Here is a 23,672-nt window from a genome sequence, read left to right as displayed (position 1 = left end):
CTTCCTCCTTAAGCTCAGGGAGCTTTACTATAGATTTTCCGTTTATGAAAGGAAAGAGAACGGTATTTAAGAGCCAGATTACGGATTTGTTGCTCTTTTAACGAAGAAGCGTTCACATTCAGACTTTTATTCATGGAACTTCTAAGGACCATGCTGCCTGGGTTCTTCGTATACATAAAATTGGCATACGTTTCATACTCGGAGAAACCAAACTGCTTCTTCTTATTGATATTGGAGATGATCGCTTTGTACCAAGGCAGCTTATGAACCGCTTCGATTTTCTGTTTTAAGGCAGAGAGTTTCGATTTGTCGAACAGCATATAATGGGTGACAAAAGAGCGCGGGCGCGGAGCTTTCATGCCTAACAACTTACGGTAGGTATTGAAATATTCCGGCTGGCTCCAGTCACGGCAGTAAAATACTGTTTTGCCTTCTACAAGAAATGAATGAGGTTTAATCAGTACGGTATCCGCATCCATGACTAGAAAGTATTTTGCCTTCACAATGGAATCTCCGTTCATTTTGAGCAGCTGCTGATATAACCAGCCTGACCGATTCCATCGGGAGGACTGGTAGTGTATCTCGTTTTTGGTTATAGGCAGGACGGATCGCTCATTAACAAAAATACAGTTTTTACGGGAACAAAGTTCTCTGATTTTGGTGCTGACCGGAGAAACAATATAAATGCCTCCAATGGGATGTTTTACATAACGGCGAATGTTATTGATGACGAGGGGAAGGGTAGCCAAATCTTTCTCTATCGCTGGTATAAGAACATCAATCTTAGGCGCATTATTCAACCGGATTCCAGGCTCGACGGACATCTTCTCAACTCCTTGCACAAATCGTGATGACTTATTATATGGTATGTGTGCAAAAGTGTTTTGGTCAGGGCATGTGCAAATATACATTTTTTACGAATAGGGCTTTTGTTGAGGGTTCCTTTATCGGTATTACATATAATGCATGCAGGATCTTGATCAAACAGCGAGCTTTGATGCGGTGGCTGAAGGGAGAGTTTACGACATGGGAGTTGATAAATTGCAGCCGTTAAGAAGCAAATGGTTAAAAACAAAATTGATCATTAATAATGAATCAATTAAACCGTTTATCCCCGACACACAGAAATATAACAAAACGAATCTGAAATCCATGATCAGCAAATATGGAATGGTCTATGTCAAACCCGAGAGAGGTACTTTCGGGATGGGTGTTATTAAGGCCGAGATGGACAGTCATCAACATTTTGTCTATCAGATAGAGCAAAAACGCCTGACGTTTGACAGCTTTGAATCGTTTTATAGCAGTCTGACTCGTTTGGTGCATAAAAGAAGTTATCTGATTCAGAGAGGAATCCATCTGCTTAAGCACAATAACAGACGTTTTGACATCCGAGTCATGATACAGCTAAGCCCGACCAAACATTGGGAAGCTACCGGAATCATAGGGCGACTGGGTCATCCAAAGAAAATCGTAACCAATTATCATAGTGGTGGTACACCGATGGATATTCACAAGCTGCTACAATCGCATGCATCCACAAAACGCAGAAATAAACTGGTTCAGGAGATGAATGAGCTTAGCCTGCGCATAGCTCGTCATATGAAAAAAAAGTACCCGTATCTAATGCAAATCGGTGTGGATATCGGCCTTGATCACAGTCTGAAACCCTGGATTATAGAGGTAAATGTCAAACCGGACCCATTTATATTCAATCAATTAAAGGATAAGACGATGTATCGCAAGGTAATACGATATTACCGCCATGCTTTCCCCAAAAAAACAGAATAACAGACCGGTTTTTTCATAGGAATGGATGGAGAAGGTTTCAAGCTCAAGAGTCGCCAATATGGCGACTTTTGAGCTTGAACTGCCTTTTAGGGTCTGATAATGCATCGTAATACATGGTGGAGAGCTTCGATGTCATCACCTTTCAATATCTGATTAAGCCAATTCAGCCGCAAGTTTTCGAGGAAAAGATGTTGCTTTGGGAGTTATTCTTGATGGTCCTTTGAAAGATGCTGTAGTGAGTAGAGAAAGTGACTTAGTGTTGAGTATTGTAGAGGGACAAGAACCTGTTAGCTTCGTTCAAGGAGTACTTGCGTGTCGGGCTGCGCGACAATGTGTTGCCGCCGATGGTGTCGAACACGACATCGACTCCACGGCCCCCCGTTTATCGCATGATGGCGTCGACATTCTTCAAAAGAAACGAGTGTCTATTATATTGAAGAGGCAGCTATTGCTACAGGCGAACATGATGATCCGAACAGCGCTGTTGGCATGGGTAATGCTAGCACCTTAAGGAGTTTATAGCTATGGAACTGTAGTGGTCAGGAGAGCCTAACCTCGGCAAGCGCTTCCGTACGGAGTCATCTCATTGCGTTTGCCGCGGAAGAATCCCGTTTGAACCGGGGTAAATCGATTGATTTAAAGGAATAAGCAAAAGAAATAATGGCTGCACAAGAAGTTCCGAGCAGCAAAAGATATAAGCAAAGATTTAGTAGCGATTGCTTCCGGGAATGGGGGAAGCAATCGCTATGTTTTTTTGCGGATATTTTTATTTTTTGTCCGCCACATGTGTACAATAAATAAAAAAGATGATACATTGAAATTAGTTTAATTCCTTTTATAACAGGTTTTTTTGAAGAATACTATGTCTCCTGTACGAGGACATACGTATATCGAGGAGGGAATGGAATGTCAAGTCAAGCATTGGACCAATTTTTAAGTTCGAGCATCGAAGATCTAAAGACTAAAGGTCTATATAACGTCATTGATACGCTGCAGGGTGCAAATGGTCCTGTTATTCGTATCGACGGAAAGTCCCTAATCAATTTGTCTTCCAATAACTATTTGGGACTGGCAACAGATTACCGCCTGATTGATGCTTCAGTTAAGGCGTCGCAGACATACGGGGCAGGCGCAGGGGCTGTGAGAACAATTAATGGTACGATGGATCTTCATATTGAGCTTGAAGAAAAACTGGCCCGTTTCAAAAAAACGGAAGCCGTTATCGTGTATCAATCGGGATTTAACTGCAATATGGCTGCTATATCCGCGGTAATGGACCAGCATGATGCGATTTTATCCGATGAGCTGAACCACGCTTCGATTATTGATGGCTGCCGCCTGTCGAGAGCCAAGGTGATTCGCTTTAAGCATTCGGATATGAATGATTTAAGACAGAAGGCAAAAGAGGCCAAGGAATCCGGTCAGTACCATAAAATTATGGTCATCTCCGATGGGGTTTTCTCCATGGATGGTGATATAGCAAAGCTGCCCGAAATCGTGAAAATAGCTGAAGAATTCGATCTGATTACTTATGTGGATGATGCCCACGGTTCGGGCGTTCTCGGAGCAGGTGCGGGAACCGTGAAGCATTTTGGATTGTCCGACCGCATTGACTTTCAAATTGGTACTCTTTCCAAGGCGATCGGCGTTGTCGGCGGTTATGTGGCGGGTAAAAAACAACTGATCGAATGGTTGAAGCTGAGAAGCCGTCCGTTTCTGTTCTCGACATCGCTACCTCCGGCTGTAATCGCTTCTTGCAGTGCTTCTGTCGACATTTTGATGAATGACAAAGAGCTGATCGAAAGGCTGTGGGAGAACGGCAATGCTTTGAAAAATGGCCTGAGCCAGCTTGGATATAATGTAGGCCAAAGCGAAACGCCAATCACACCTTGTATCATTGGCGATGAAGTAACCACTCAGCAGTTCAGCAAACGGCTCTATGAAGAAGGAGTTTACGCCAAGGCAATCCTGTTTCCGACGGTTCCGAAAGGAACGGGAAGAATACGCAACATGCCGACAGCTGCCCATACCAGGGAGATGCTCGACCAGGTGATCTCCGTTTATGAGAAAGTTGGCAAGGAAATGAAGCTGATTTAGCTGCATTCGCGGGAGTATATTTCGGGAGGAATGTCTTATGGACAAGATTTTGGTGACTGGGGCACTGGGCCAAATCGGTTCTGAGTTAGTTGTTAAATTACGTGAAATTTATGGTGTGGATCACGTTGTTGCTACGGATCTCAGGTCATCAGCCCACGAAATTACCCGATCCGGGCCATTCGAGCTGCTGGACGTGACGAATGATAAGGCGATGTTCGAAATCGCCAAGCGGTACGAAGTGGATACCGTCATCCATTTGGCTGCGCTGCTGTCGGCTACTGCTGAGGAGAAACCGCTGCTTGCCTGGAATTTGAATATGGGCGGATTGATGAATGCACTTGAAGTATCCAGGGAGCTCGGCTGCCAATTTTTCACTCCAAGCTCCATTGGATCTTTTGGGCCTTCGACTCCGAAAGACAATACCCCGCAGGATACGATCCAGCGGCCCAATACGATGTACGGTGTGAACAAAGTGTCCGGCGAACTGCTTTGTGATTATTATTTTCACAAATACGGCCTGGATACGAGGGGGCTGCGATTCCCGGGTTTGATATCTTATATGACGCCTCCCGGCGGAGGAACGACGGATTACGCCGTGGAAATTTATTACGCAGCCGTGACGGCTGGCCGGTATACATCTTATATCGCCAAGGACACAAACATGGACATGATGTATATGCCGGATGCCCTGAATGCTATCATCGAATTGATGGAAGCGGATTCATCCCGGTTGATGCACCGAAATTCATTTAATGTCACCGCAATGAGCGTCGATCCGGAGGCGATCGCTGCAGCGATTCGGGATGAGTTTCCCGGCTTTATCCTCGATTATGACGTTGATCCGAAGAGACAGGCGATTGCCGATAGCTGGCCGCATTCCATTGATGCGACGGCAGCGAAAACAGAATGGGGATTTCTTCCCCGCTACGACCTGAAGGCCATGACGAAGGATATGCTTTCACAGCTAAGCGAGAGACAAATGCTTCGCAAGGCTTAAAGTGATTATGAATTCGCTGTGCAAAGCCAGTTGAAATACAAAAGAAGCTGCATCAAGAGGTTTGGCGTTACCCGGACCTTTTGTTGCAGCTTCTTTTTCACCCTCCAGCCCGGACATTTCCGTGGTCTGTGGCTTATAAGATAAAGAACACGGCATAAAGTTTGCAACAGGACGGACCGAGGCATGCAAAATTAAAACACAGAAGTGAAAGAAAGGGAGCTGTTTATGTCGCGGGACAAGAACATGTTCTCATTGCGATAGGCGTTTTTCTAATCGTTATTTTGCCTGTTAGTTCATTTATAGATATAATGCAGATGTACAATGACACAAAGTTACCAAACAAGAGAACCCTTTGAGCCACATTAATAAAAGAATAAAATGATAGTTTCATTAATCAAGCAAGGAGTGTGCATATAATGGGTTCATTTTCGAAAGAAACAAAAGATAATTCTTACGTAGTAATTCCGTCAGAAAATGTAACTAAGATACAATTTGGAGATCCGTGTTATAACGGTTATCAACTAGCTGGGCAAGAATTCTGGGAATTAACGGGTGTCTCTTATACCACTGAAGTATCTTCGTTAGAAGTTCGTAAATACCAATACCATATGGCAGGACATCTGCATCATGCCTTATTACCGCTTAGCAAGCTGCTATAAGTTAATTTTGTATTTTGAAGAAGGAAGGGAATAACCTTGCAGGAGTACTACTTGACGCCTATAGAAATAGTAGCGATCGGTTGGGTTGTAGCACATTTTTTAAGGTAGTTCCTTTGTTACATGACAGTCTAATTGAAATGGGTATTAAAGAAGGTGTGACTCATACTACTGATGATATAGTTTCAGATGATACGATTTCACACGTTGCTCTAATAGCCGTTTACAAAAAAATGGGATTTACGTTGATAATAGAAAGTTACATATGGACTATATAGAAACAATGAAAAGATAATTTCATTGAAGGAGGTTCGGGATGAGAAACGAAGAATGTTGTCCTGAATGTGGAGGAACAAAATTTGGGGAGGGCAAGTCGCACGGCGAAGCTAGGGTATATCCTATGAAAAAGATGCTAACATTAGGATCAGATGTTACTCATGTAATTTGTATAACGTGTGGATTTATTTTAAAAAGTTTTGTTAAAGAGCCACATAAATTTGAGGATAATAAATAAAATTGTACTGCAAGAAAGGGGACCAACAGATCAAGTTCTAACTCTGCTCAGTTAAATAAAGACTAAAGGGCATAATTGCATGAAAGTAGGGAACTTTAAAAAAATTCAGTCTTTGTTGTCGAGGGTCAAGAACATGATCCCATTCAAGTCGCTATTTTAGCGGCTTTTTTATTTTATCGGTACAAGTTCGTGTCCCAAGCCAAGGACAAGAACTTGTACCGATTACCGTATTGAACAAGAACATGTTCCTACTCCCGATTAGATGTATATCCCAAAAAAGCACATGTAGTTAAAACTTGAATAGGCAGCATTGGAGGGACGGTTTTACATTTTTTAGAATACCTAAATCTAAAAAAATAGGAAGGAACCTTTTTTAATTGTTACCACCTCGGAAAGTTACCAAGCCGTTGTATCCACAGATAAGACACAGGTTCAGAATAAGGACATTCTTATAAAAACAATAGTTTAATCTTTAATGACAACAAACAACTGTTCTTAAAACGGTTGTTTTGTTGTTAACACCCAATAGTTACATTCTGGTTCCTATCTAATAAAAAGGTGCCTACTTTTCAAGTAGCATGAGAAATTTTAAGATAAAAAGAAAGGCGGTTCATGCATAGTGTGATCGTTCAATTAACTGATTAAGTGGGAGATTAAACGAAAGTAATTGAGGGGATGGTAACATCATGCCGATTGAAATCAAAGACATTGTGTCTAAGAAAATATTAAGTGAAGTAAAGGGTTATCTTGATATTGGTTTTACTCATTCGCTAAATCCCTATACAGGTTGTGCATTTGCTTGCGAATACTGTTACGTCAGAGAAATGCCAATTCAAAAGTTTAAGGATATTCCTTGGGGATTGTGGGTGGATGTCAAGAAAAATGCAGCAGAAAACTATGTAAGGGAAGTCTCTCTTCTAAGACGCAAAAATAAACCCATAAGTATATTCATGTCATCAGCCACAGATCCTTATCAACCTGTAGAGCAGAGGGCAAACATTACAAGAAGCCTATTGGAAGAAATGGATAAAAACCCACCAGATTCACTTCAAATTCAAACTAGAAGCCCTCTGGTTGCCAGAGACCTTGATATACTACTTAAATTAAAGGAAAAATGTCGGATTCTGGTTTCAATGACAATCGAGACAGATCGCGAAGATGTGAAACGAATTTTTTCACCCTATGCTCCTGGAATAGATTTAAGAGTTAAAGCCTTGAAAAAGATAAATGATGCAGGGATATATACACAAGTATCTATTTCCCCAGTGCTACCTTTTTCACCTAATTTCGCTAACATGATACAAGGTATAACTGATCGAATTTGGATTGATACGCTACTGATAGGTGATGGTCAAATGGGGATGAGATCTGAGCGTTTAAAAATGCCAAAATTATTTGCTGCGAACGGCTGGGACAAATGGTACGAGAAAAGCATTCATCTGAAAGTGGAAAAATATTTTAAGGCAAGATTTCCATCTGAAATCATTCATGTATCTAAAAACAGCGCATATCCATTTTGATTTTATATAGCCATTCATTTTGTGAGGATCTTGCCCGTTTTTTCTTCATGCAATAGAAATATTGCAGAAACTGGTGTTCGAAGATCAACTTTCTCTTACGAGTCAATGGAGGACGCATGAGTCCTCCATTGACTTAACTTGAAGATGAAAATACAGGGTTTATGATTCCATGGGAATAATAGAGGAGCTTATTTTATTTTGAAATGACGGTGGATTAACACTTCGACTTCATTCACTCTGATGAATATCGTCTGGAAGTTCATCATTGAGTTTCTGGTATCCAAGGCCCCATGTCTCCATAGAGAATATAATTGGCTTCAGTGAATTTCCTAAATCACTTAAACTGTATTCGACTCTCGGAGGAACTTCTGCAAACACCGTACGAATGACAATTCCATCCTCTTCCATTGAACGTAAATTTTCAGTGAGAACCTTTTGACTGATCTCCGGGATACTTTTACGAAGTTCTCCGAATCGTTGAGTCCCCTTCAAAAGATCCCTCATAACCAATAACTTCCACTTGTTACCTATCAAGCCAACTGTCGTTGCCACAGGACACAACGGCAACTCTTTTTTTGAAATCACTACATTATCGCCTCCAATAGTTACTATTAGGTTCCTATATAACAAAAAGGTGCCTACTTTCAAAACGAATACATTGCTTATATTATAATTCTGTCGATGAGAAAAGCAAATGAAAATGAATGAAAGGAGGAGGGAGTTTGCAAGAAAGTTTATGGATGCAACTGAGTGACTATTTTTCGAATCATATGTTAACGTTCTTGAATTCTTGGAAAGAGCATTTAAAGATCAGTTTATTGGCATTGATGGGTTCTACACTTATCGGGATTGCATTAGGTACCTTATCAACTAAATACAATCGTTCCGAAAAATGGATCATCTCGTTATTCCAAACATTACGAATCGTTCCCAGCCTAGCGATCTTACTTCTGTTGCTTCCTATCATGGGTACTGGAATTAGGCCCGCCCTTGTTGCTCTCATTATTTTAGGAATCCCTCCTATCTTAATGAATACAGTATCCGGGTTACAAAGTGTGTCCTTGTCTTTACTTGAATCTGCACAAGGTGTAGGGATGTCTGAACGACAAATCCGATGGAAAATCCAATTTCCAGTGGCTGGACCATTGATATTGACAGGGATTAAAACCGCTGCGATTGAAATTATCGCCAGCGCCACTTTGGCTGCCAAAATTGGAGCTGGTGGATTAGGAGAAATTATTTTTACCGGTTTAGGACTCAATCGAACGGATTTACTTTTAATTGGTGGTATTTCAGTAGCGATTCTGGCTATTGGTATAGGATTTATTTTAGACCTGTCTGAACGTGTATTGTTTAGATATAAATTCTTGCAAAGGTAGGGTCCACACAAATGAAAAAGAACATAAAGAAAAAATTGGTTTTAACCATTTCAATCACACTTGTTTTGTCCATAATTTTGAGTGCATGTGGTAATAAAACGAATAATCATGGATCTACTATACGAATTGGTTCAAAAGACTTTACTGAGAATTTAATTGTCGGGGAGCTATATGCTTTGGCTTTGGAGAACGCGGGATACCAAGTAGAGCGTGTTCCTAATATTGCGGGTTCCATCATTCATTCATCGATTGTTAATAACGATATCGATATGTATCCAGAGTACACAGGTACGGGGTTGTTAGCCGTATTACAGATGGATTTGATGACAGATCCGGATGAAGTGTATACAAAAGTCAAGGAAGAGTACAAAAAGCAATTTAATATCTCATGGCTCGATTATTCAAAAGCAAATGATGGAGCGGGTCTCGTTATTCGAACGGAAGTATCACAAAAATTAGGGATCAAGACCATTACTGACTTGCAAAAACATGCCGGTGAGATTCGATTTGCTTCCCAAGGAGAGGTTGACCGGCGCGCTGACGGTATTCCAGCATTGGAGAAAGTGTATGGCAAGCTCAATTGGAAATCATCCAAAGTATATGATAACAGTTTGAAATATGAAGTGCTTAGAAACAATGAGGCTGATGTTGCGCCTGCATATACCACTGAAGGTCAGTTGGTGAACAAAGACGAGTTCACCCTATTGGAAGATGACAAACAAGTATGGCCACCTTATAACTTGGCGCCTGTTATCCGTGATAATGTGCTCTCAACGGATCCCGGCATCGCTGAAGTGATCAATAAGGTTAGTTCGGTATTGGATACAGACACCGTAACCGCACTAAACGCAAAAGTGGACGTAGACAAAGAAGAATATGAAGATGTGGCAAAAGAATTTTATGATTCCATTAAATAAGGATGGCGTTAACATGACTCCAACAGCAATCGAATTCCATGATGTGAGCAAAACATATTCAGATTCCAATGCATATGCAGTTGATCATGTGAACTTGTCGATAAGTGAAGGGGAGTTTATTACAATCCTCGGCTCCTCTGGATCAGGAAAGACAACTTTATTGAAGATGGTGAATCGGCTTAACGATCCTTCCCACGGGATTATTAAAATATTTGGCGAGGATATCGCTCGAGTTGATCCTGTAAAACTTAGAAGAAAAATTGGCTATGTTATTCAGCAAGTAGGCTTGTTCCCCCACATCAATATTGAACAAAATATTGCTACTGTTCCTCGTCTTTTGAAATGGGACAAAAAGAAAATCGAAGATCGGGTACAAGAATTGTTAGCTTTGGTTGGGTTAGATTCAGAGAACTTCAAACGACGTTATCCTTCACAATTGTCCGGAGGACAGCAACAGAGAATCGGTCTTGCGCGAGCATTAGCAACCGATCCCAAAATTATGCTGCTGGATGAACCCTTTGGGGCCTTGGACGCTATTACGCGCTTAAATCTCCAGGATGAACTCTTAAAGATTCATGGGGGAATGAAAAAAACCTTTTTGTTCGTGACTCACGATATTAATGAAGCATTCAAGCTGGGAACCAGGGTTATGATTATGAATCGGGGTAAGGTTTGTCAATTCGATACCCCGAGAGAAATTGTAACTCATCCTGCAGATGATTTTGTGTACTCACTCATTCAATCTTCGAAGGAGCAAGAACGTTTCTGGGGGAACTTAACATGATCGACTATGCCATTAAGCATCCGGATAAGTTGGGAAATGCATTGTTGGAGCATGTGGAGATTCTCATTTTGACCATGCTGCTCTCTGTGATCATTGCAATCGTCTTAACCATCTTAGCTCTGGCCTCTGATAAGGTATCTAGATCACTCATTTACATGTTTTCAATCTTGTATTCCATTCCGAGCTTGGCTTTGTTTGCAATCATGATCCCTGTGACCGGATTGGGGAAAACGACAGCCATTACCGTGCTCATTGCCTATAACCAATATATCCTTCTACGTCAGTTTATTGCAGCTTTGAAACATGTTGAACCATCTGTTATTGAAGCTGCTACTGGGGTAGGTATGAGCCGATTTCAGATCTTATTTCAAGTCCAGGTACCCTTGGCAATCAAGCCTCTGTTTACTGGCCTTCGACTTGCTTCGGTAACAACCATTAGCATGGCAACCATCGCTGCCTTCATTAATGCAGGAGGGCTAGGTACGATATTAAATGATGGATTACGGACCATGAATATCGATAAGATTTTGTGGGGGGGCTTATTGTCAGCAGGACTTGCCATTGTGACGAACGCAATATTCATGCTGTTTGAGAAACGAATATATTTGAGATCGGAGAGATAAATAATGAAGGCAGTTGTATTGGAAAGGGTCTGTACCCCAAAAGAACTACAGATCACTGAAGTACCTATTCCTATAGTCAAACCTGGGTGGGTACTTGTAAAAATCAGGGCGTTTGGAATAAATCGCTCCGAAATGTTCACTAGACAGGGGCATTCACCGTCCGTTCAATTCCCGCGTATTATTGGGATCGAATGCGTAGGGGAGATTGAAGATCCTTCAGATAGCACATTTATAAAGGGAACGACCGTCGCTTCATTAATGGGAGGGTTAGGCCGTGCATTTGACGGAAGTTATGCTGAATATGCACTTATACCTTCGGACCAAGTGTATCCTATTCCTAGCGATATGAAATGGACTGAACTTGCAGCGATACCAGAAATGTATTATACCGCGTATGCATCCTTATTTGAATGTCTTCAATTGACTTCAGGAGAGATGCTACTTATTCGTGGTGGGACAAGTTCCGTAGGCTTAGCAGCACTTCAGCTAGCTAAGAGTGTAGGAGCAAAAGTTATATCAACGACTCGAGACAAAGAGAAATTTGCACTTCTCCAACAAGCTGGAGCAGACTATGCACTGCTCGATAATGAACATTTGAGAGAACAGGTGTATGCTATTGCTCCAAATGGGGTAAACAAGGTTCTAGAGTTGGTTGGTACAACGACGGTAAAGGAGTCCTTGCAATTCATCTCAGAACGAGGGATTTGTTGCATGTCAGGAATATTAGGAGATGAATGGACTCTTGATGCCTTTGAACCTTTAGTGGATATACCCTCAGGTATATATTTCACAGCGTTCACCAGTGAAGTTATCAAAGAAAGTACACTGATCTCTTTATTTGAGCATATTCAAAAACAAGGTATAGTCCCACCTATTGCCCGAGTCTTTACACTCGAGGAGATTGGAAAGGCACATCTTTTAATGGAAAGTAACACCGCAAACGGTAAGATTGTTATATCCAATGACATTTGCACATGAAAATAGAAAGGGGTTTAAATATGACGATTACAGAAAACAAACAATTGATGTATCGTTTCACGAACTTCATTAATACGGCAAGCAAAGAACTTGCTGAAGAATTGATTGCTCAAGATGCTGTTTTTTATGTACCTATGCAAAAAGAACCAATGAATGGTCCAAGTGGTTATCTCTCCATAATTCATATGATGAGATCTGGTTTTTCCGATATACAATGGACTGTTAAAGAGCTGGTAGCAGAAGGGGATCTAATAGCAGCTCATTTTGTCATGAAGGGCACACAAGACGGAGAGTTTCTCGGGTTTCCACCAACGAGAAAGAAAATTGAAGTAAATGCAATGAATTTTTATCGGATCTCTAATGATCAAATTATTGAAGAGTATGGTCAACCCGATATGCTTGGTTTGCTCCAACAAATAGGGGCAATTCCAAAAGCATAATTACATCTCCTCTTGTAAATAAATGAAGTGATCTCAGAAAATGTCGCTATAAAAGCGGCATTTTTTTGAGATCATGTGACTTGATTAAGAAATAATTGTCGAGGGACAAGAACATAGTCCGATTACCGATTAGGTGTCATGAGATTTTATCATTCGCTAATGAAATTTTTAAACATTTACCTTTTTGGTACTTTAGGTGTACTCATTTCTCTGGGATTAGATAGGTTAATTGCAGCACAAGGATATGCCAAAACAGCCATTCATATTTGTTGCTGCTGTTGTGAACAGTATCCTAGAGAGAGGGGCCAAAAGCTTTCTGCTTCAGAAAATAGACGGACGTCCAAATTATTTAATGGCTTAACTAATCCGTGTTTTTAGCAGACGAAGGTAACTCTGTTCATGGAACAACTATTAAACTCTAGACTAGAATGGATTACAAAGAATAGTGGACCAACTAAAATTAGGTAGTGATCTAAGTGTCAACAGATTAGATAAGTAACGCAAAGCAAAGCAAAGGTATGAGTGCCTTTGCTTTAACTTAGAAAGAAGGGTGTCGTAAAAATTAACAAGGTATCATTCCCGATGCGTGCTTGTTGTCGGACCTCTCATCTATTAAGTTCTTTTATGTGGATCTATGATTGAAGCGCTGCACAAGCGAGAATCTCGTCGGTAGTGCGTAATCGGCCAATACGTGGAAAGATGACTTTTCTTACGTGATCATGTTCTGCCTCGCTGAATCCGGTCATTGCGTCTATTGCAAAAATCACCTGATACCCATGAGCAAATGCTTCTCGCGCAGTTGTATCAACCCCAATTCCTGAAGCAATTCCGCAGAGTATGATCGTAGTAATGCCTCTCCGGCGTAACTGCTGATCCAGATCCGTCCCGTAAAATGCACCCCACTGACGCTTAGTAATTAGATGGTCGTTAGTAGTGACTCCAATTTCAGGCACAATTTCATCCCATCCAGGTACTAGATTGATCGCTGGCGGTTCTTGATCCAGCAGCGGATGGGGCATATCTTTGAAATCTTTCGAAGAAACACGTACGAGTCCAACGAAGGCACCAACCTCACGGAAAGTTTGAACCATGGCAGCGGCACGTTCGACAACTTGTTCTGCTGAATGAGGGGCGTACTGGTTTCCGATCCATTTCTGCAGATCGATTACGATTAATGCCGTTTTAGAAAATTGATATAAATGCTCTTTCATGTTAATCACACTCCAATTTCAATTTGATCATCCTTAATAGTAAGTTCATAAAATTGAACTTTTATTCATTGACTTGGTGTTCATAATTTTGTACTATTAGTTCAAAGTTGTCAAGAGGGGATGCTTGAGCATGAGCGTAACGAAGCAAGATATCATTTATTCGGCTTCTAAAATGTTTAACGAAAAAGGTTACCTGGGAACATCCATTCAGGAAATCGCCCAGGACTGTTCCATAGCAAAGGGCTCCGTTTACAAATATTTTCCTTCTAAAGAGGATTTGTTGTGTGAGGTTTTCGACCATTGCCAAATGGCTTATTTTGATCGGGCTGAACGTTTGAAAGATATCGGAAAGGGGAGCCCTCAGGAGAGACTAGTGGATCAGATTGTATTTCGTTTTCAGTATTTCATGGAATATCGTCATATTATGGTGGATTTCATTGATCTACCAATTACGCAGTACGAAACATTCCGCAAATTGAGAAATCACGTTCGCGAGCGAATGATGGAGTGGCACAGATCATGGCTTTTAGAAGTCTACGGCCCTAAAATTCAGCCTTTTCTCTGGGATTTGATCTTTATTTACCGGTCTTTTATTAAAGATTATCTGCAGCGCGTCATCTCCGAAGAGAATCTATTGTCCGTTGAGGATACAGCTTGGTTTATCGTTGATAAGATGGATGCGTTAGTCAACCACATGTCCAAGTCAGGTTCGAATGGACTGCTCGGGCAAAGCGCATATGATACCTTTATTCATTCAGGCTCAAACGACTGGAACGGTGAAAAAGAACGGATTACCGAAGAGTTGCTCGGCAGAGTGATTGCTATTATTGAGGCTTGGAAGGGTGGGGCAGAACGCCGTAAGGAATTGCAAGAAATTGTTCAATTGTTGAATAGCGAGATTGCTCAGACTGAGCCAAAGAGATCGGTTATTCAAGCGTTATGTGCTTACTTGGAACAAGAGAAAGAACTAAGAAGTTCAGTTATTCAGTTAAAGCAAATCGTCCTAGCATAGGTAAGGAATATTGGTGTTAGTTAGAGAAATGTGAATATTCCAATGATGATAACTATAGCTGTATATTTAAAAAAGGTTGAACAATTGTTGCTAAATCACTTCAAAGGGTAGTTCTAATGAAAGCTATCCTGCTCTTAAATAGAGCAGGGGCTCGATCTACTCGATAGGAACGTTCTTGAACACAACCGATTTGTAAAGATGAACGGCATTCGGAAGCTGTAGCTTGATACTCCTGCCCAAAAAGAGCGATGTTGCGTGAAGCCCGCGTGCGGTTAATGGTGGCATGGATGATTTTCCGTTCGTATGCGAAAGTTGAGTCATTCATAAAATCCTTCAGTAGATTTTCTCAAACTGCTGAATTGATCCAGATCATGACCGAACCAGACTTGGGAATTCGTACGGGCAGCCAATGTACGAATTTTCTCTACTGTGTTTCGATAGCCGATCAAATCATAAATTATCCCAGGCGGCTTGACAGGAGGACCAAAACTTTCCGAAGTATAGATGGCATCGGAAGATAGAATGATTCCGCCGGTTTCTGGCATGTCGATCTGGAGACCCAACATTCCCCATGTATGACCGCTTCCGAAATTCAAGATTTTGATACCATCCACCAGATCCAAATTGTCTTCTCCCGGTTTGATCGTTTTCCATTGCAGCTGGTTTTTGATCCATGCGTCAATATCAGCCCACACATAGGCTCCTTCTTTTTCATTGCGGGCGTAGGTCTGCAGTGCTCCGTTAAACTCATCCTCATGGACGATAATGGTCGCGTTCGTGAACAATTCGAGGCATCCTGCATGGTCCAGATGCAAATGGGAGGCAACAACATACTTGATGTCTTCGGGTCTAACCTTAAGCTGCTCCAATCGGTTATGCAGGTAACATTCCTCGCTTGCCACCCATGGAGACGACAGTTGGGTCGATTGTGTCCAGCGCCCTTGAGCGCCCATTGAGTTTGGGTTGCAGGCTGTATCAAACAAGATTTTCCCCTCAGGATGATCGATCAATACCGTATAAATTGGAAACTCCACAAATTGTGTCTGGGCATTCGGATTATTAATTGTTGCTGGATTATGCATGGAGATGATCCAATTTTTATCCATGCTCATTCGACCGTTATCCAATACATATAGCTTGGGATGCATCTTAATAATATTTGTCATGTTTATTTACCTACCTATCGAAGTAATCCAGTACAAGGTAACCCCTTTCGGGAGCACATCTCCTTGGAACACCCGGTTTTGCCCTTGAGCGGTGTCTTTGCTATGGCAGATCTAGCTCAAGCTGTTCAGTACTGGTATAGACATACAGTAATACAAAAAATAAAATGATATAAATAGGCACTTTAAAGTGTCCTGGGAATTTCATAGAGCACTAGGAGGGAAACTATTTGGTACATTCATCCATAACTAAACAATCTGATATTTCGTTATCCAATTGCGGCTATAGCAAGGTTCTTGACATTATCTCTAACAAGTGGACTGCACTTGTTATATATGCCATGGAAAACGGTAAAATCAGATATGGAGAAATGCTACGGAGAGTTGAAGGGATATCTAAAAAAATGCTTACCCAGACGGTACGCAAGCTGGAACGTGATGGATTGGTCCAACGACACATTACGCCTACAGTACCTCCAAGTGTGGAATATTCTCTAACAACATTAGGGGAAACATTGCTCAAACCGATGAAAGAGTTAAGGCAGTGGGGAAGAGAAAATTTCACTCAAGTTGTAGAGGCGAGGGTTAAGTATGACGTTGCTTATACTACTGGTTCAAGTGAAGCCGACAGATAAATTGATGGACTTTACAGTACTTGAAGTATCACGTTGTAGTAGCGTAGTTTTGGATATCCGCTAGACCTTGGAAGACTCATTGAAGAGGCTGAAAACGGACTATTTCAATTTGCCTAACGAGCACCGCATTATCCGGCCATGCCGAGATTCTTGAAGGGGAGCTGCCATATGGGCCGAAGATTACCCCGTAGATGATTACTGTCGAGGGACAAGAACATGATCCCATTGAAGTCGCTATTTTAGCGGCTTTTTATTTTATCGGTAGAAGTTCTTGTCCCAAGCCAAGGACAAGAACTTCTACCGATTGCCGATTAGATGAATATCTACACATTGAGTGAATACGCATAAACTTAGGAATTCTTGGAACAAATTTTATGGGTGGATTCTTGCTCGTAAGCTCGCCGCCGCAGTCCACCTCGTAAAGGTGGCGGACTCGCGGGGGGCCCGATGCATAATAAAAATCAAATAATTAATCTACACTGTCCAAAAGGATGCAAAGCAACAGAAGTGCCAATGCAGATGAAGAATAAACAAACGTATAACATATAAAAATGTGGGATTGATTTGACGAAGTAAGTTGAGTGTGATAGCATTTGGTTTAATTTAAAACGAAAAGGCTATGATGAGAAATAGTAAGTATTAGGGATTTCACAGAGAGAAGATGGTTGGTGCGAATCTTCATTGAACTAATAGTGAAGCAGTCTCGGAGCTGTGAACCGAACAGAGGAATCTCAGTAGGCTTCAACGGAGTTCCACCGTTATTCAGGAAACAATATCGGAGATATCCCGTATTGATTGAGTGCAGAGAAATCTGAATTTAGGTGGTACCACGGACATAATCGTTCGCCCTAAGTTGACATGTAATATGTCAGCTTAGGGCTTTTTTGTTTTATTCTTTTTCGTTTAAACATATGTAAAAACATTTTCCAAGAATAAATAATAATTAAAATGGAGGCATTGAGCATGGTTAAAATGACACCAGATGAGTTAAGAAAATCATACATTGACTTTATGAAAGGAATAGGGGCAAGCCAAGTACCCTCTTCTAGCTTGTTACCAGAAAATGATCCCTCAACGCTTTTTACGGGAAGTGGAATGCAACCTATGGTTCCATATTTATTGGGGGAAAAGCATCCAATAGGCAATGACATTGCTAATATTCAGAAGTGTTTAAGGACAGGCGATATTGATGAAGTAGGAGATACGTCGCATCTGACATTTTTTGAAATGGTAGGTCGATGGGAGTTTAAAGCAAATGAAGATCACTATAAGAAAAAGCAAATCGATGCCGTTTGGAATTGGCATATTAAAGAATTAGGAATTGATCCTGACAGACTATATATCAGTGTTTTTATAGGAAGTGATGATTTGAATATACAGAAAGATACGGAAACCATTCAAATCTGGTCAGAAAAATTTAAATCAGTAGGTATAGAACCTATCGTTGAAGATAATCCGTATCAATATGGGGTATCTAGAGGTGGGAAAATATTCTTATATGATGAAAAAGAAAATTGGTGGAGCCGATCCGGAAGTCCATTGAATATGCCTGTTGGTGAACCCGGTGGGCCTGATAGTGAAATGTTCTACGATCTTGAGCCAGACGGTGATTCACTGGATCATCCTGCTTCTGAAAGCGAGAGGTTTTTAGAAATTGGGAACAACGTATTTATGTGTTACAAAAAAGAAGACACAGGATTTGTAAAAATGAAAAATCCCAATATTGATTATGGAGGCGGATTAGAAAGGGTTGCAACAGCCCTTAATGGTGACAAGGATATTTATAATACGGCTTTCTTCCTTAATCCCAAGAAAAAATTGATGGAGTTAAGTGGTAAACAATATACTGACGATTTAAAGTCGTTTAGAATCATACTTGATCATGTGAGAGCGGCTACTTTTCTAATTAATGATGGTGCGGAGCCAGCTAATAGTGATGCAGGGTATATAACAAGAAGGTTATTAAGAAGGGCGATTCGTGCAGGTAAAAAAATAGGTATACACGGAAGTTTTGTGGGTGAGTTGTCTGAAGTTTATATCGATGAAGCAACAGCTTATGAAGATTTGATAGGTAATAAAAAGAAAGTTATCGAAATAGTAAATAAGGAAGAAAATCTTTTCTATAGAACTTTACAGCAAGGAGAATTTGAAATACAAAAACATCTTAAGAATAAGGGTAAAGTTACAGGTGCAGATGCCTTTTATTTTTACGAAACATATGGGTTTCCCTTGGAGTTGACGGAAGAGTTTCTAACTGAAAGTGGATATAGGATGGAGGACAAGGCGTCTTATATAGAGGCGGCAAACAAACATGCTGAAAAGAGCAGAACTGCTTCTGTGGGTAAATTTAAAGGTGGACTCGCTGAACATTCAACAGAAACGACAGCCCTGCACACGGTATCTCATTTATTACTTGCTGGTTTAAGGGAAGTTTTAGGTGATCATGTTCATCAACAAGGAAGTAATATTACTTCAGAACGATTACGGTTTGACTTCAACCATGATGAAAAACTTACGCCAGAGCAAATAGCTGAGGTGGAAAAGTATGTGAATGATGCGATTTCATCAAAAGCAGTTACCTATATTTCAGAGCTGTCTAAAATTGAAGCGAAAGAAAGTAATGTTGAAGGGAATTTTTGGGATAAATATCCGGATATCGTTAAGGTGTATACAATCAAAGATAACGAAGGGAAAGTTTGGAGTCGAGAAGTATGTGGAGGACCTCATGTAGAAGATACAACAAACTTAGGAAAGTTCAGTATTAAAAAAGAACAATCTTCTGCTGCTGGAGTTAGAAGGATTAAAGGAGTAATTAATAAAAACGCGGAACAATAGCTGATGTTTTAGGATTACCATTTGTAACAACGTTATGAGTTGCCGGGAATCCAGGATGAATGATAAAGCCGGCACTCGAAGAGGGTTTGACATCGCTTGGCCTTTCCGTTGGCGGTACCGGAGAACAGTATTCAAAGAAAAAGAGCTGGAGCAAGCCCCTGACTGAACTGGATTTATCCATTCCTAGTTAAGGTACGCGTCCAACTCTTTTTTTTCGCATTTGAATCTTGAAAAAGGATAAACAACTCAGGCATTTTGAGCAATCATTTCCCGTTAGTTTAATCGTCTTGAAAATTATCTGATTTAAACAGACCATGTAATAGCATTGATAAAAACAGACAGAATATATGGCAAGGGAGGTGGATTTAATCAACACATATACTATAATAATGGAAATAAAATAAGGGATGGTGTTTCTCAATTGAAAACTTTTTATTGTGATCTGGAAATAACCTTAGATGTCATTGGCGGAAAGTGGAGACCTCTTATACTGTATTACTTAATAAAAGGTCCTAAACGGACCGGTGAATTGAAAAGGCTCATTCCATCAATTTCTCAGAAAATGTTAGTACAGTCATTGCGGGAGTTGGAGAGTCATAATTTGATTATAAGAAAAATGTACAATCAGGTACCACCAAAAGTGGAATATGCAATATCAGAAATGGGTATGTCACTTGAACCCACTTTGCGAGCTCTTTGTAATTGGGGTCAGGATTATGCAGAGAAGACATGGAACAAGGATGAATATCGGAGATTAAATGTAGAATAGAGTAATTTAAAAAATCAATTTATGCTGCATTTTATCACAATTATCACTTTTTGGTTACTATATAACCAAAAAGTACGTACTATTTTAAAAGTGATACATAGTACATAATGAGACTTGTGACCATGAAGAAAATAAAAAAATTAATAGGAGGAGTGTTCTAACAATGTCAACAAACAGCAGTCAAATAATTCTCAATATACGTTTTAAAATTAAGCCTGGTAAGAAAGAAGCTTTCCGTGAAAGTCTATTTGCAATGATTAGCAACTTCAAGAGTGAACCTACCTTTGTCAATGCGATCGTCTCCGATGATCTTGATCATTCTGACGATCTTGTCATCTATGAGATCTGGCAGGGTACAAGAGAAAGTTGGATTCAACACGAACTTAATAAACCTTATCGTGCTGAGTATGAAGGTGCACTTACCAACCTAATTGATGATAGAATCGTAAGCTGGCTTGAACCAGTCGGTGAATGGGGAAGTACACTGACGAATGTAAGACGGTAAGTTTTTTAAAGGTAAGGATTATCACTTGCAATCCATTCTGTAGCCTCCAAATTAGAATTTTACAAATCATCTCTGAATATTTCACCGTGAAACAAGAGTCGCTCGATCTACTGCCAAACTTAATCAATGGAAGAGTTCTTGCTAGCTTCACGATAAAAGATGATGTGGACGATATGATAACCTTTTTTTCGATTATAATGTAACTTATCTTGTTACATTATGGTCAACTTACCTTGCCGTGGTCCCGAAACGCTCTCAGAGTCGGTAAGCTCGCTCGGTACTGGCGCAAAATCTGGAACACCTTTAGAAGCAGCTGAGCAGGACTTTGTAATTTTGAGCGTAATGTGGCCGCAAATGCCTATTGCTTTGTCTATGGTTCCTGACTGGACAGGCCGTGTTCTTATTGATGCTACCAACCGTTTTGAAAATATGGAACCTTTCGTTGGTGAATTATCAGGAAAGAATTCGAGTGAAATCGTAGCGCAATATGCTCCGGGTGCTCGGGTAATCAAAGCTTTTAACAGTGTTCCGATGGAATGGATTAAGAATTACACGGAAGAGAAGCCGAAGACTAGGACTTTTAGTCAATCATATGGTCATAAAACAAGTGAATGATCCGGAAGTCGTGATTGGTTTCTAGTTATAAGATAAAAGCATTAATAAAAGTACAAAGGGGTTATTCATATGGGTAAAATACTTATTACTGGAGCAACAGGTAATCTCGGCAGCAGGACACTAGAGCTTCTTCTTAAAAAAGTTCCGTCAAATCAGGTCGCTGTATTGGTACGTGATCCAGAATCTGAAAAAATGAAAAAGTTTGTTAAAGAAGGTATAGAAGCTCACCAGGGCGACTATTTTGATTATAACTCACTTCTGCGAGCTTTTAATGGTGTTGAAAAAGTTATGCTTATTTCCGCGCAAGCATTTACCGACCGCAATACGCAACATTTCAATGTCATCGCAGCTGCAAAACAGGCTGGTGTCAAACAAGTGATTTTCACGTCGATCATACGAAGAAAAAATTCAAATCTTATTGTGCCCGAAGTATCGATGTCAGACTTATTTGCTGAACAAACGCTTAAAGCATCCGGATTAGATTATACCATTTTGCGGAATCCACCGTATCTTGAAGTCATGACTTCGTATTTCGGAGATGCGCTTAAAGTTGGCGTGCGAGTACCCGCGGGTTCCGGTAAAGTAGCCGCTGCATCTCTGGACGATTTGGCGGCAGCCAACGTAGCCGTTCTCACTCAAAACGGGCACGAAAATAAGTCATATACTTTAAGTGGTAGCGAGGGAGGCTCTTTTGCGGACATTGCTGAGGCCCTCTCGGAGATTAATGAGATAAATATTCCTTATGAGGCAATTAGCGAAAAAGAATATATAGATACCATGGTAGCGAATGGCTTGCCTGTTCTTATGACTGATTTCGTATTAGGTTGGGTGCGAGCAATCAACACTGGAGAATTCTCGGAGACGTCTGGAGATCTTGAACGTCTGATTGGCCGAAAACCAATAACGTATAAAGAATTCTTTAAAATCAAATCGCCTTTCTAAAATTGAAGATTGAAAGCTGGCATGTTACTAACTTAATTCTATGAAAAGTTTAGAGTTATTTGCAAGGAAGACATACTATGGGCCGCAAAGGCAAAGTACCATCAGAATCGCTTCTGTGATCCTCAAGAGGTTCTCGATGTGAAGTTCACGACTTTTGACTACAAGCTCGCCATAGGCGATGTATTGGTCAGAGTTACAAGGAGCACATTTCCAGCTAATCGCCGCAAAGTACTCCGAACCTTCAATTAACTCCTCAACGCGATGGTCCAAACTGTTGAATATAAGATACTTCAATAATCTGTTGAAGTTTTTATGATGAGAAAAATTTTTTAGCCGCTAATCCATAAATATGTGGATTAGCGGTTCTTTGCTATTCTTCAAGAGTAAAGGATATCTGTCGCGGGATAAGAACATTGTTCTATTGCCGAAATGGATAAGAACATTGTGTCATTTCGGATTAGGTAGTTATCTAAATAGCAGCATGATGGAGTTCACTTGGCTAGAAAAAAACACATGGATTTAAGAATTCGCGTGAATAACGATTTTTTTGTATCAGGAATTAGGTTTCTTTCGATCAAAGGTAAAGACTATACAAGTCATCAGGTGATGTTGTGAAAACGGGGATTAGTGGTCAACGGTTAAATAAAAATGGTACATTCCCACGAGCAAATAGCCAAGTGAATAAATGGAATAAAGATGCAGGAAGTATAACATTCGAAGCAAAAGTGGTGAAAACTAACATGCGTAACAGACAGGAAGCCCTCGATTGGGAGAAAGCGAATGCTATGAGTCTATTGAAAAAAGGCAATTCAATGAGTAGACATCTACAACCACGTCCATGGGAAAAATAGAGGGAGATGAGTGTATTGTATCTAAAAGCAATTGATCTAGATTTCCCTTATATAATTGATGATGAAAATGTCGAATCAACTGCGACAAAAAAGGATTAAAAGTTAAATTGGAAATGGAAACGGAAACGGCGTTTATTAAGTTTGCAGACGCGTTGTATAACTGCTATGTTTGAACGTTTAATCGGAAAACAAAAAACGAAAGATTGTTGGAAAATTCTTGTGGATTGCGTTGAAAACATTTCGGATGAGAGGATTATTAATTCAGGAGTCTGTGTAGTTTAAATTAAATTTAATTTAGATGACTTCAGCGTAAAAAATGAGACAGAGAAAAAAACGACGCTCCAACTGCTTATGAAGTATCAAGAGTCCTAAAAAGAACTATAGTGCTAAGGTTATTTGTCAACACAATGTAGAAAGCATGGATATATACCTTTCTAT

At 40.4% G+C, this 23,672-nt stretch carries 24 protein-coding genes, 2 pseudogenes and 1 other annotated feature; of the genes and pseudogenes, 22 read left to right on the top strand and 4 right to left on the bottom strand.

The annotated features are described in order from the left end of the window. Positions 1-14 precede the first annotated feature (14 nt). Complete coding sequence (locus BMY78_RS12345) at positions 15-824, bottom strand: DUF6492 family protein (RefSeq protein WP_090898737.1); 810 nt, start codon at positions 822-824, stop codon at positions 15-17. 202 nt (positions 825-1,026) lie between these two features. Here BMY78_RS12345 and BMY78_RS12340 point away from each other — a divergent pair, with 202 nt between their 5' ends. The 7 genes and pseudogenes from BMY78_RS12340 to BMY78_RS12310 all read left to right on the top strand — a co-directional run bounded on the left by BMY78_RS12340 (position 1,027) and on the right by BMY78_RS12310 (position 7,575). Beyond that, the gene (locus BMY78_RS12340; protein ID WP_256222074.1) at positions 1,027-1,791 is read left to right on the top strand and encodes a YheC/YheD family protein; all 765 of its coding nucleotides are present in this window, start codon (positions 1,027-1,029) and stop codon (positions 1,789-1,791) included. 110 nt (positions 1,792-1,901) lie between these two features. After that, positions 1,902-1,985, top strand: a pseudogene (locus BMY78_RS33265) (DNA-binding response regulator); the annotation flags it as partial. Between the two features lie 712 nt (positions 1,986-2,697). Then, complete coding sequence (locus BMY78_RS12330) at positions 2,698-3,888, top strand: glycine C-acetyltransferase (protein ID WP_090898728.1); 1,191 nt, start codon at positions 2,698-2,700, stop codon at positions 3,886-3,888. A 37-nt stretch (positions 3,889-3,925) separates the two neighbouring features. Then, the gene (locus BMY78_RS12325; protein ID WP_090898725.1) at positions 3,926-4,885 is read left to right on the top strand and encodes an L-threonine 3-dehydrogenase; all 960 of its coding nucleotides are present in this window, start codon (positions 3,926-3,928) and stop codon (positions 4,883-4,885) included. Positions 4,886-5,301: 416 nt separating this feature from the next. Next, positions 5,302-5,544 (top strand): hypothetical protein, encoded by a 243-nt coding sequence (locus BMY78_RS12320; protein WP_090898722.1) that lies wholly within the window; start codon positions 5,302-5,304, stop codon positions 5,542-5,544. A gap of 313 nt (positions 5,545-5,857) precedes the next feature. After that, on the top strand, positions 5,858-6,055 hold the full coding sequence (locus tag BMY78_RS12315; RefSeq protein WP_090898719.1) for a transcription initiation factor TFIIIB: 198 nt from the start codon (positions 5,858-5,860) through the stop codon (positions 6,053-6,055). A gap of 686 nt (positions 6,056-6,741) precedes the next feature. After that, positions 6,742-7,575, top strand: coding sequence for an SPL family radical SAM protein (locus tag BMY78_RS12310; RefSeq protein WP_090898716.1), 834 nt, complete (start codon positions 6,742-6,744; stop codon positions 7,573-7,575). Between the two features lie 228 nt (positions 7,576-7,803). Here the strand turns inward: BMY78_RS12310 and BMY78_RS12305 are convergent, their stop codons facing one another. Then, on the bottom strand, positions 7,804-8,160 hold the full coding sequence (locus BMY78_RS12305; RefSeq protein WP_090898713.1) for a winged helix-turn-helix transcriptional regulator: 357 nt from the start codon (positions 8,158-8,160) through the stop codon (positions 7,804-7,806). A 137-nt stretch (positions 8,161-8,297) separates the two neighbouring features. Here BMY78_RS12305 and BMY78_RS12300 point away from each other — a divergent pair, with 137 nt between their 5' ends. Genes BMY78_RS12300 through BMY78_RS12275 form a run of 6 tightly spaced genes read left to right on the top strand, consistent with a single transcriptional unit; the run spans position 8,298 to position 12,696 of the window. Then, positions 8,298-8,954, top strand: a complete 657-nt coding sequence (locus BMY78_RS12300; RefSeq protein ID WP_090898712.1) for an ABC transporter permease — start codon at positions 8,298-8,300, stop codon at positions 8,952-8,954. A gap of 11 nt (positions 8,955-8,965) precedes the next feature. Continuing rightward, on the top strand, positions 8,966-9,871 hold the full coding sequence (locus tag BMY78_RS12295; protein WP_090898709.1) for a glycine betaine ABC transporter substrate-binding protein: 906 nt from the start codon (positions 8,966-8,968) through the stop codon (positions 9,869-9,871). After that, a complete protein-coding gene (locus BMY78_RS12290; protein WP_256222073.1) occupies positions 9,837-10,655 on the top strand; it encodes an ABC transporter ATP-binding protein in 819 nt (272 codons plus the stop codon). The genes BMY78_RS12295 and BMY78_RS12290 overlap by 35 nt, the downstream gene beginning before the upstream one ends. After that, positions 10,652-11,278 carry an ABC transporter permease gene (locus tag BMY78_RS12285; RefSeq protein ID WP_090898706.1) on the top strand — a complete coding sequence of 209 codons (627 nt, stop codon included), beginning with the start codon at positions 10,652-10,654 and terminating at the stop codon, positions 11,276-11,278. The genes BMY78_RS12290 and BMY78_RS12285 overlap by 4 nt, the downstream gene beginning before the upstream one ends. Positions 11,279-11,281: 3 nt before the next feature. Next, a complete protein-coding gene (locus BMY78_RS12280) occupies positions 11,282-12,256 on the top strand; it encodes a zinc-binding alcohol dehydrogenase family protein (RefSeq protein WP_090898703.1) in 975 nt (324 codons plus the stop codon). 20 nt (positions 12,257-12,276) lie between these two features. After that, the gene (locus BMY78_RS12275) at positions 12,277-12,696 is read left to right on the top strand and encodes an ester cyclase (protein ID WP_090898700.1); all 420 of its coding nucleotides are present in this window, start codon (positions 12,277-12,279) and stop codon (positions 12,694-12,696) included. A 632-nt stretch (positions 12,697-13,328) separates the two neighbouring features. Here the strand turns inward: BMY78_RS12275 and BMY78_RS12270 are convergent. Further along, positions 13,329-13,907 (bottom strand): isochorismatase family protein, encoded by a 579-nt coding sequence (locus BMY78_RS12270; RefSeq protein WP_090898698.1) that lies wholly within the window; start codon positions 13,905-13,907, stop codon positions 13,329-13,331. A gap of 130 nt (positions 13,908-14,037) precedes the next feature. Between BMY78_RS12270 and BMY78_RS12265 the strand changes: the two genes are divergently transcribed. After that, positions 14,038-14,919, top strand: a complete 882-nt coding sequence (locus BMY78_RS12265) for a TetR/AcrR family transcriptional regulator (protein ID WP_090898695.1) — start codon at positions 14,038-14,040, stop codon at positions 14,917-14,919. A gap of 317 nt (positions 14,920-15,236) precedes the next feature. On the opposite strand, the gene BMY78_RS12255 is transcribed toward BMY78_RS12265, so the two are convergent. After that, positions 15,237-16,085, bottom strand: a complete 849-nt coding sequence (locus tag BMY78_RS12255) for an AhlS family quorum-quenching N-acyl homoserine lactonase (RefSeq protein WP_090898692.1) — start codon at positions 16,083-16,085, stop codon at positions 15,237-15,239. 227 nt (positions 16,086-16,312) lie between these two features. Here BMY78_RS12255 and BMY78_RS12250 point away from each other — a divergent pair, with 227 nt between their 5' ends. The 8 genes and pseudogenes from BMY78_RS12250 to BMY78_RS12220 all read left to right on the top strand — a co-directional run. Further along, positions 16,313-16,717, top strand: coding sequence for a winged helix-turn-helix transcriptional regulator (locus tag BMY78_RS12250; RefSeq protein WP_256222072.1), 405 nt, complete (start codon positions 16,313-16,315; stop codon positions 16,715-16,717). A gap of 610 nt (positions 16,718-17,327) precedes the next feature. Further along, positions 17,328-17,571, top strand: a binding site (T-box leader). Between the two features lie 109 nt (positions 17,572-17,680). Next, on the top strand, positions 17,681-19,552 hold the full coding sequence (locus BMY78_RS12245; protein WP_177185716.1) for an alanine--tRNA ligase: 1,872 nt from the start codon (positions 17,681-17,683) through the stop codon (positions 19,550-19,552). A gap of 59 nt (positions 19,553-19,611) precedes the next feature. Further along, positions 19,612-19,743: a hypothetical protein gene (locus BMY78_RS33260; RefSeq protein WP_256222071.1), complete on the top strand. Its 132-nt coding sequence runs from the start codon at positions 19,612-19,614 to the stop codon at positions 19,741-19,743. A 230-nt stretch (positions 19,744-19,973) separates the two neighbouring features. Further along, positions 19,974-20,321: a winged helix-turn-helix transcriptional regulator gene (locus tag BMY78_RS12240; RefSeq protein WP_090898686.1), complete on the top strand. Its 348-nt coding sequence runs from the start codon at positions 19,974-19,976 to the stop codon at positions 20,319-20,321. A gap of 163 nt (positions 20,322-20,484) precedes the next feature. Further along, positions 20,485-20,826 (top strand): putative quinol monooxygenase, encoded by a 342-nt coding sequence (locus tag BMY78_RS12235; RefSeq protein WP_090898683.1) that lies wholly within the window; start codon positions 20,485-20,487, stop codon positions 20,824-20,826. A 219-nt stretch (positions 20,827-21,045) separates the two neighbouring features. Then, a complete protein-coding gene (locus tag BMY78_RS12230; RefSeq protein ID WP_090898678.1) occupies positions 21,046-21,441 on the top strand; it encodes an NADPH-dependent F420 reductase in 396 nt (131 codons plus the stop codon). 69 nt (positions 21,442-21,510) lie between these two features. Then, positions 21,511-22,383: an SDR family oxidoreductase gene (locus BMY78_RS12225; protein WP_090898675.1), complete on the top strand. Its 873-nt coding sequence runs from the start codon at positions 21,511-21,513 to the stop codon at positions 22,381-22,383. Positions 22,384-22,991: 608 nt separating this feature from the next. Next, positions 22,992-23,234, top strand: a pseudogene (locus BMY78_RS12220) (RHS repeat-associated core domain-containing protein); the annotation flags it as partial. Between the last annotated feature and the right edge of the window lie 438 nt (positions 23,235-23,672).

The sequence above is a fragment of the Paenibacillus sp. OK076 genome, assembly GCF_900110055.1.
Lineage (GTDB): Bacteria > Bacillota > Bacilli > Paenibacillales > Paenibacillaceae > Paenibacillus.
The sequence above is the reverse complement of the archived record's forward strand: the minus strand, read 5'-3'. Positions and strand labels throughout refer to the sequence as shown.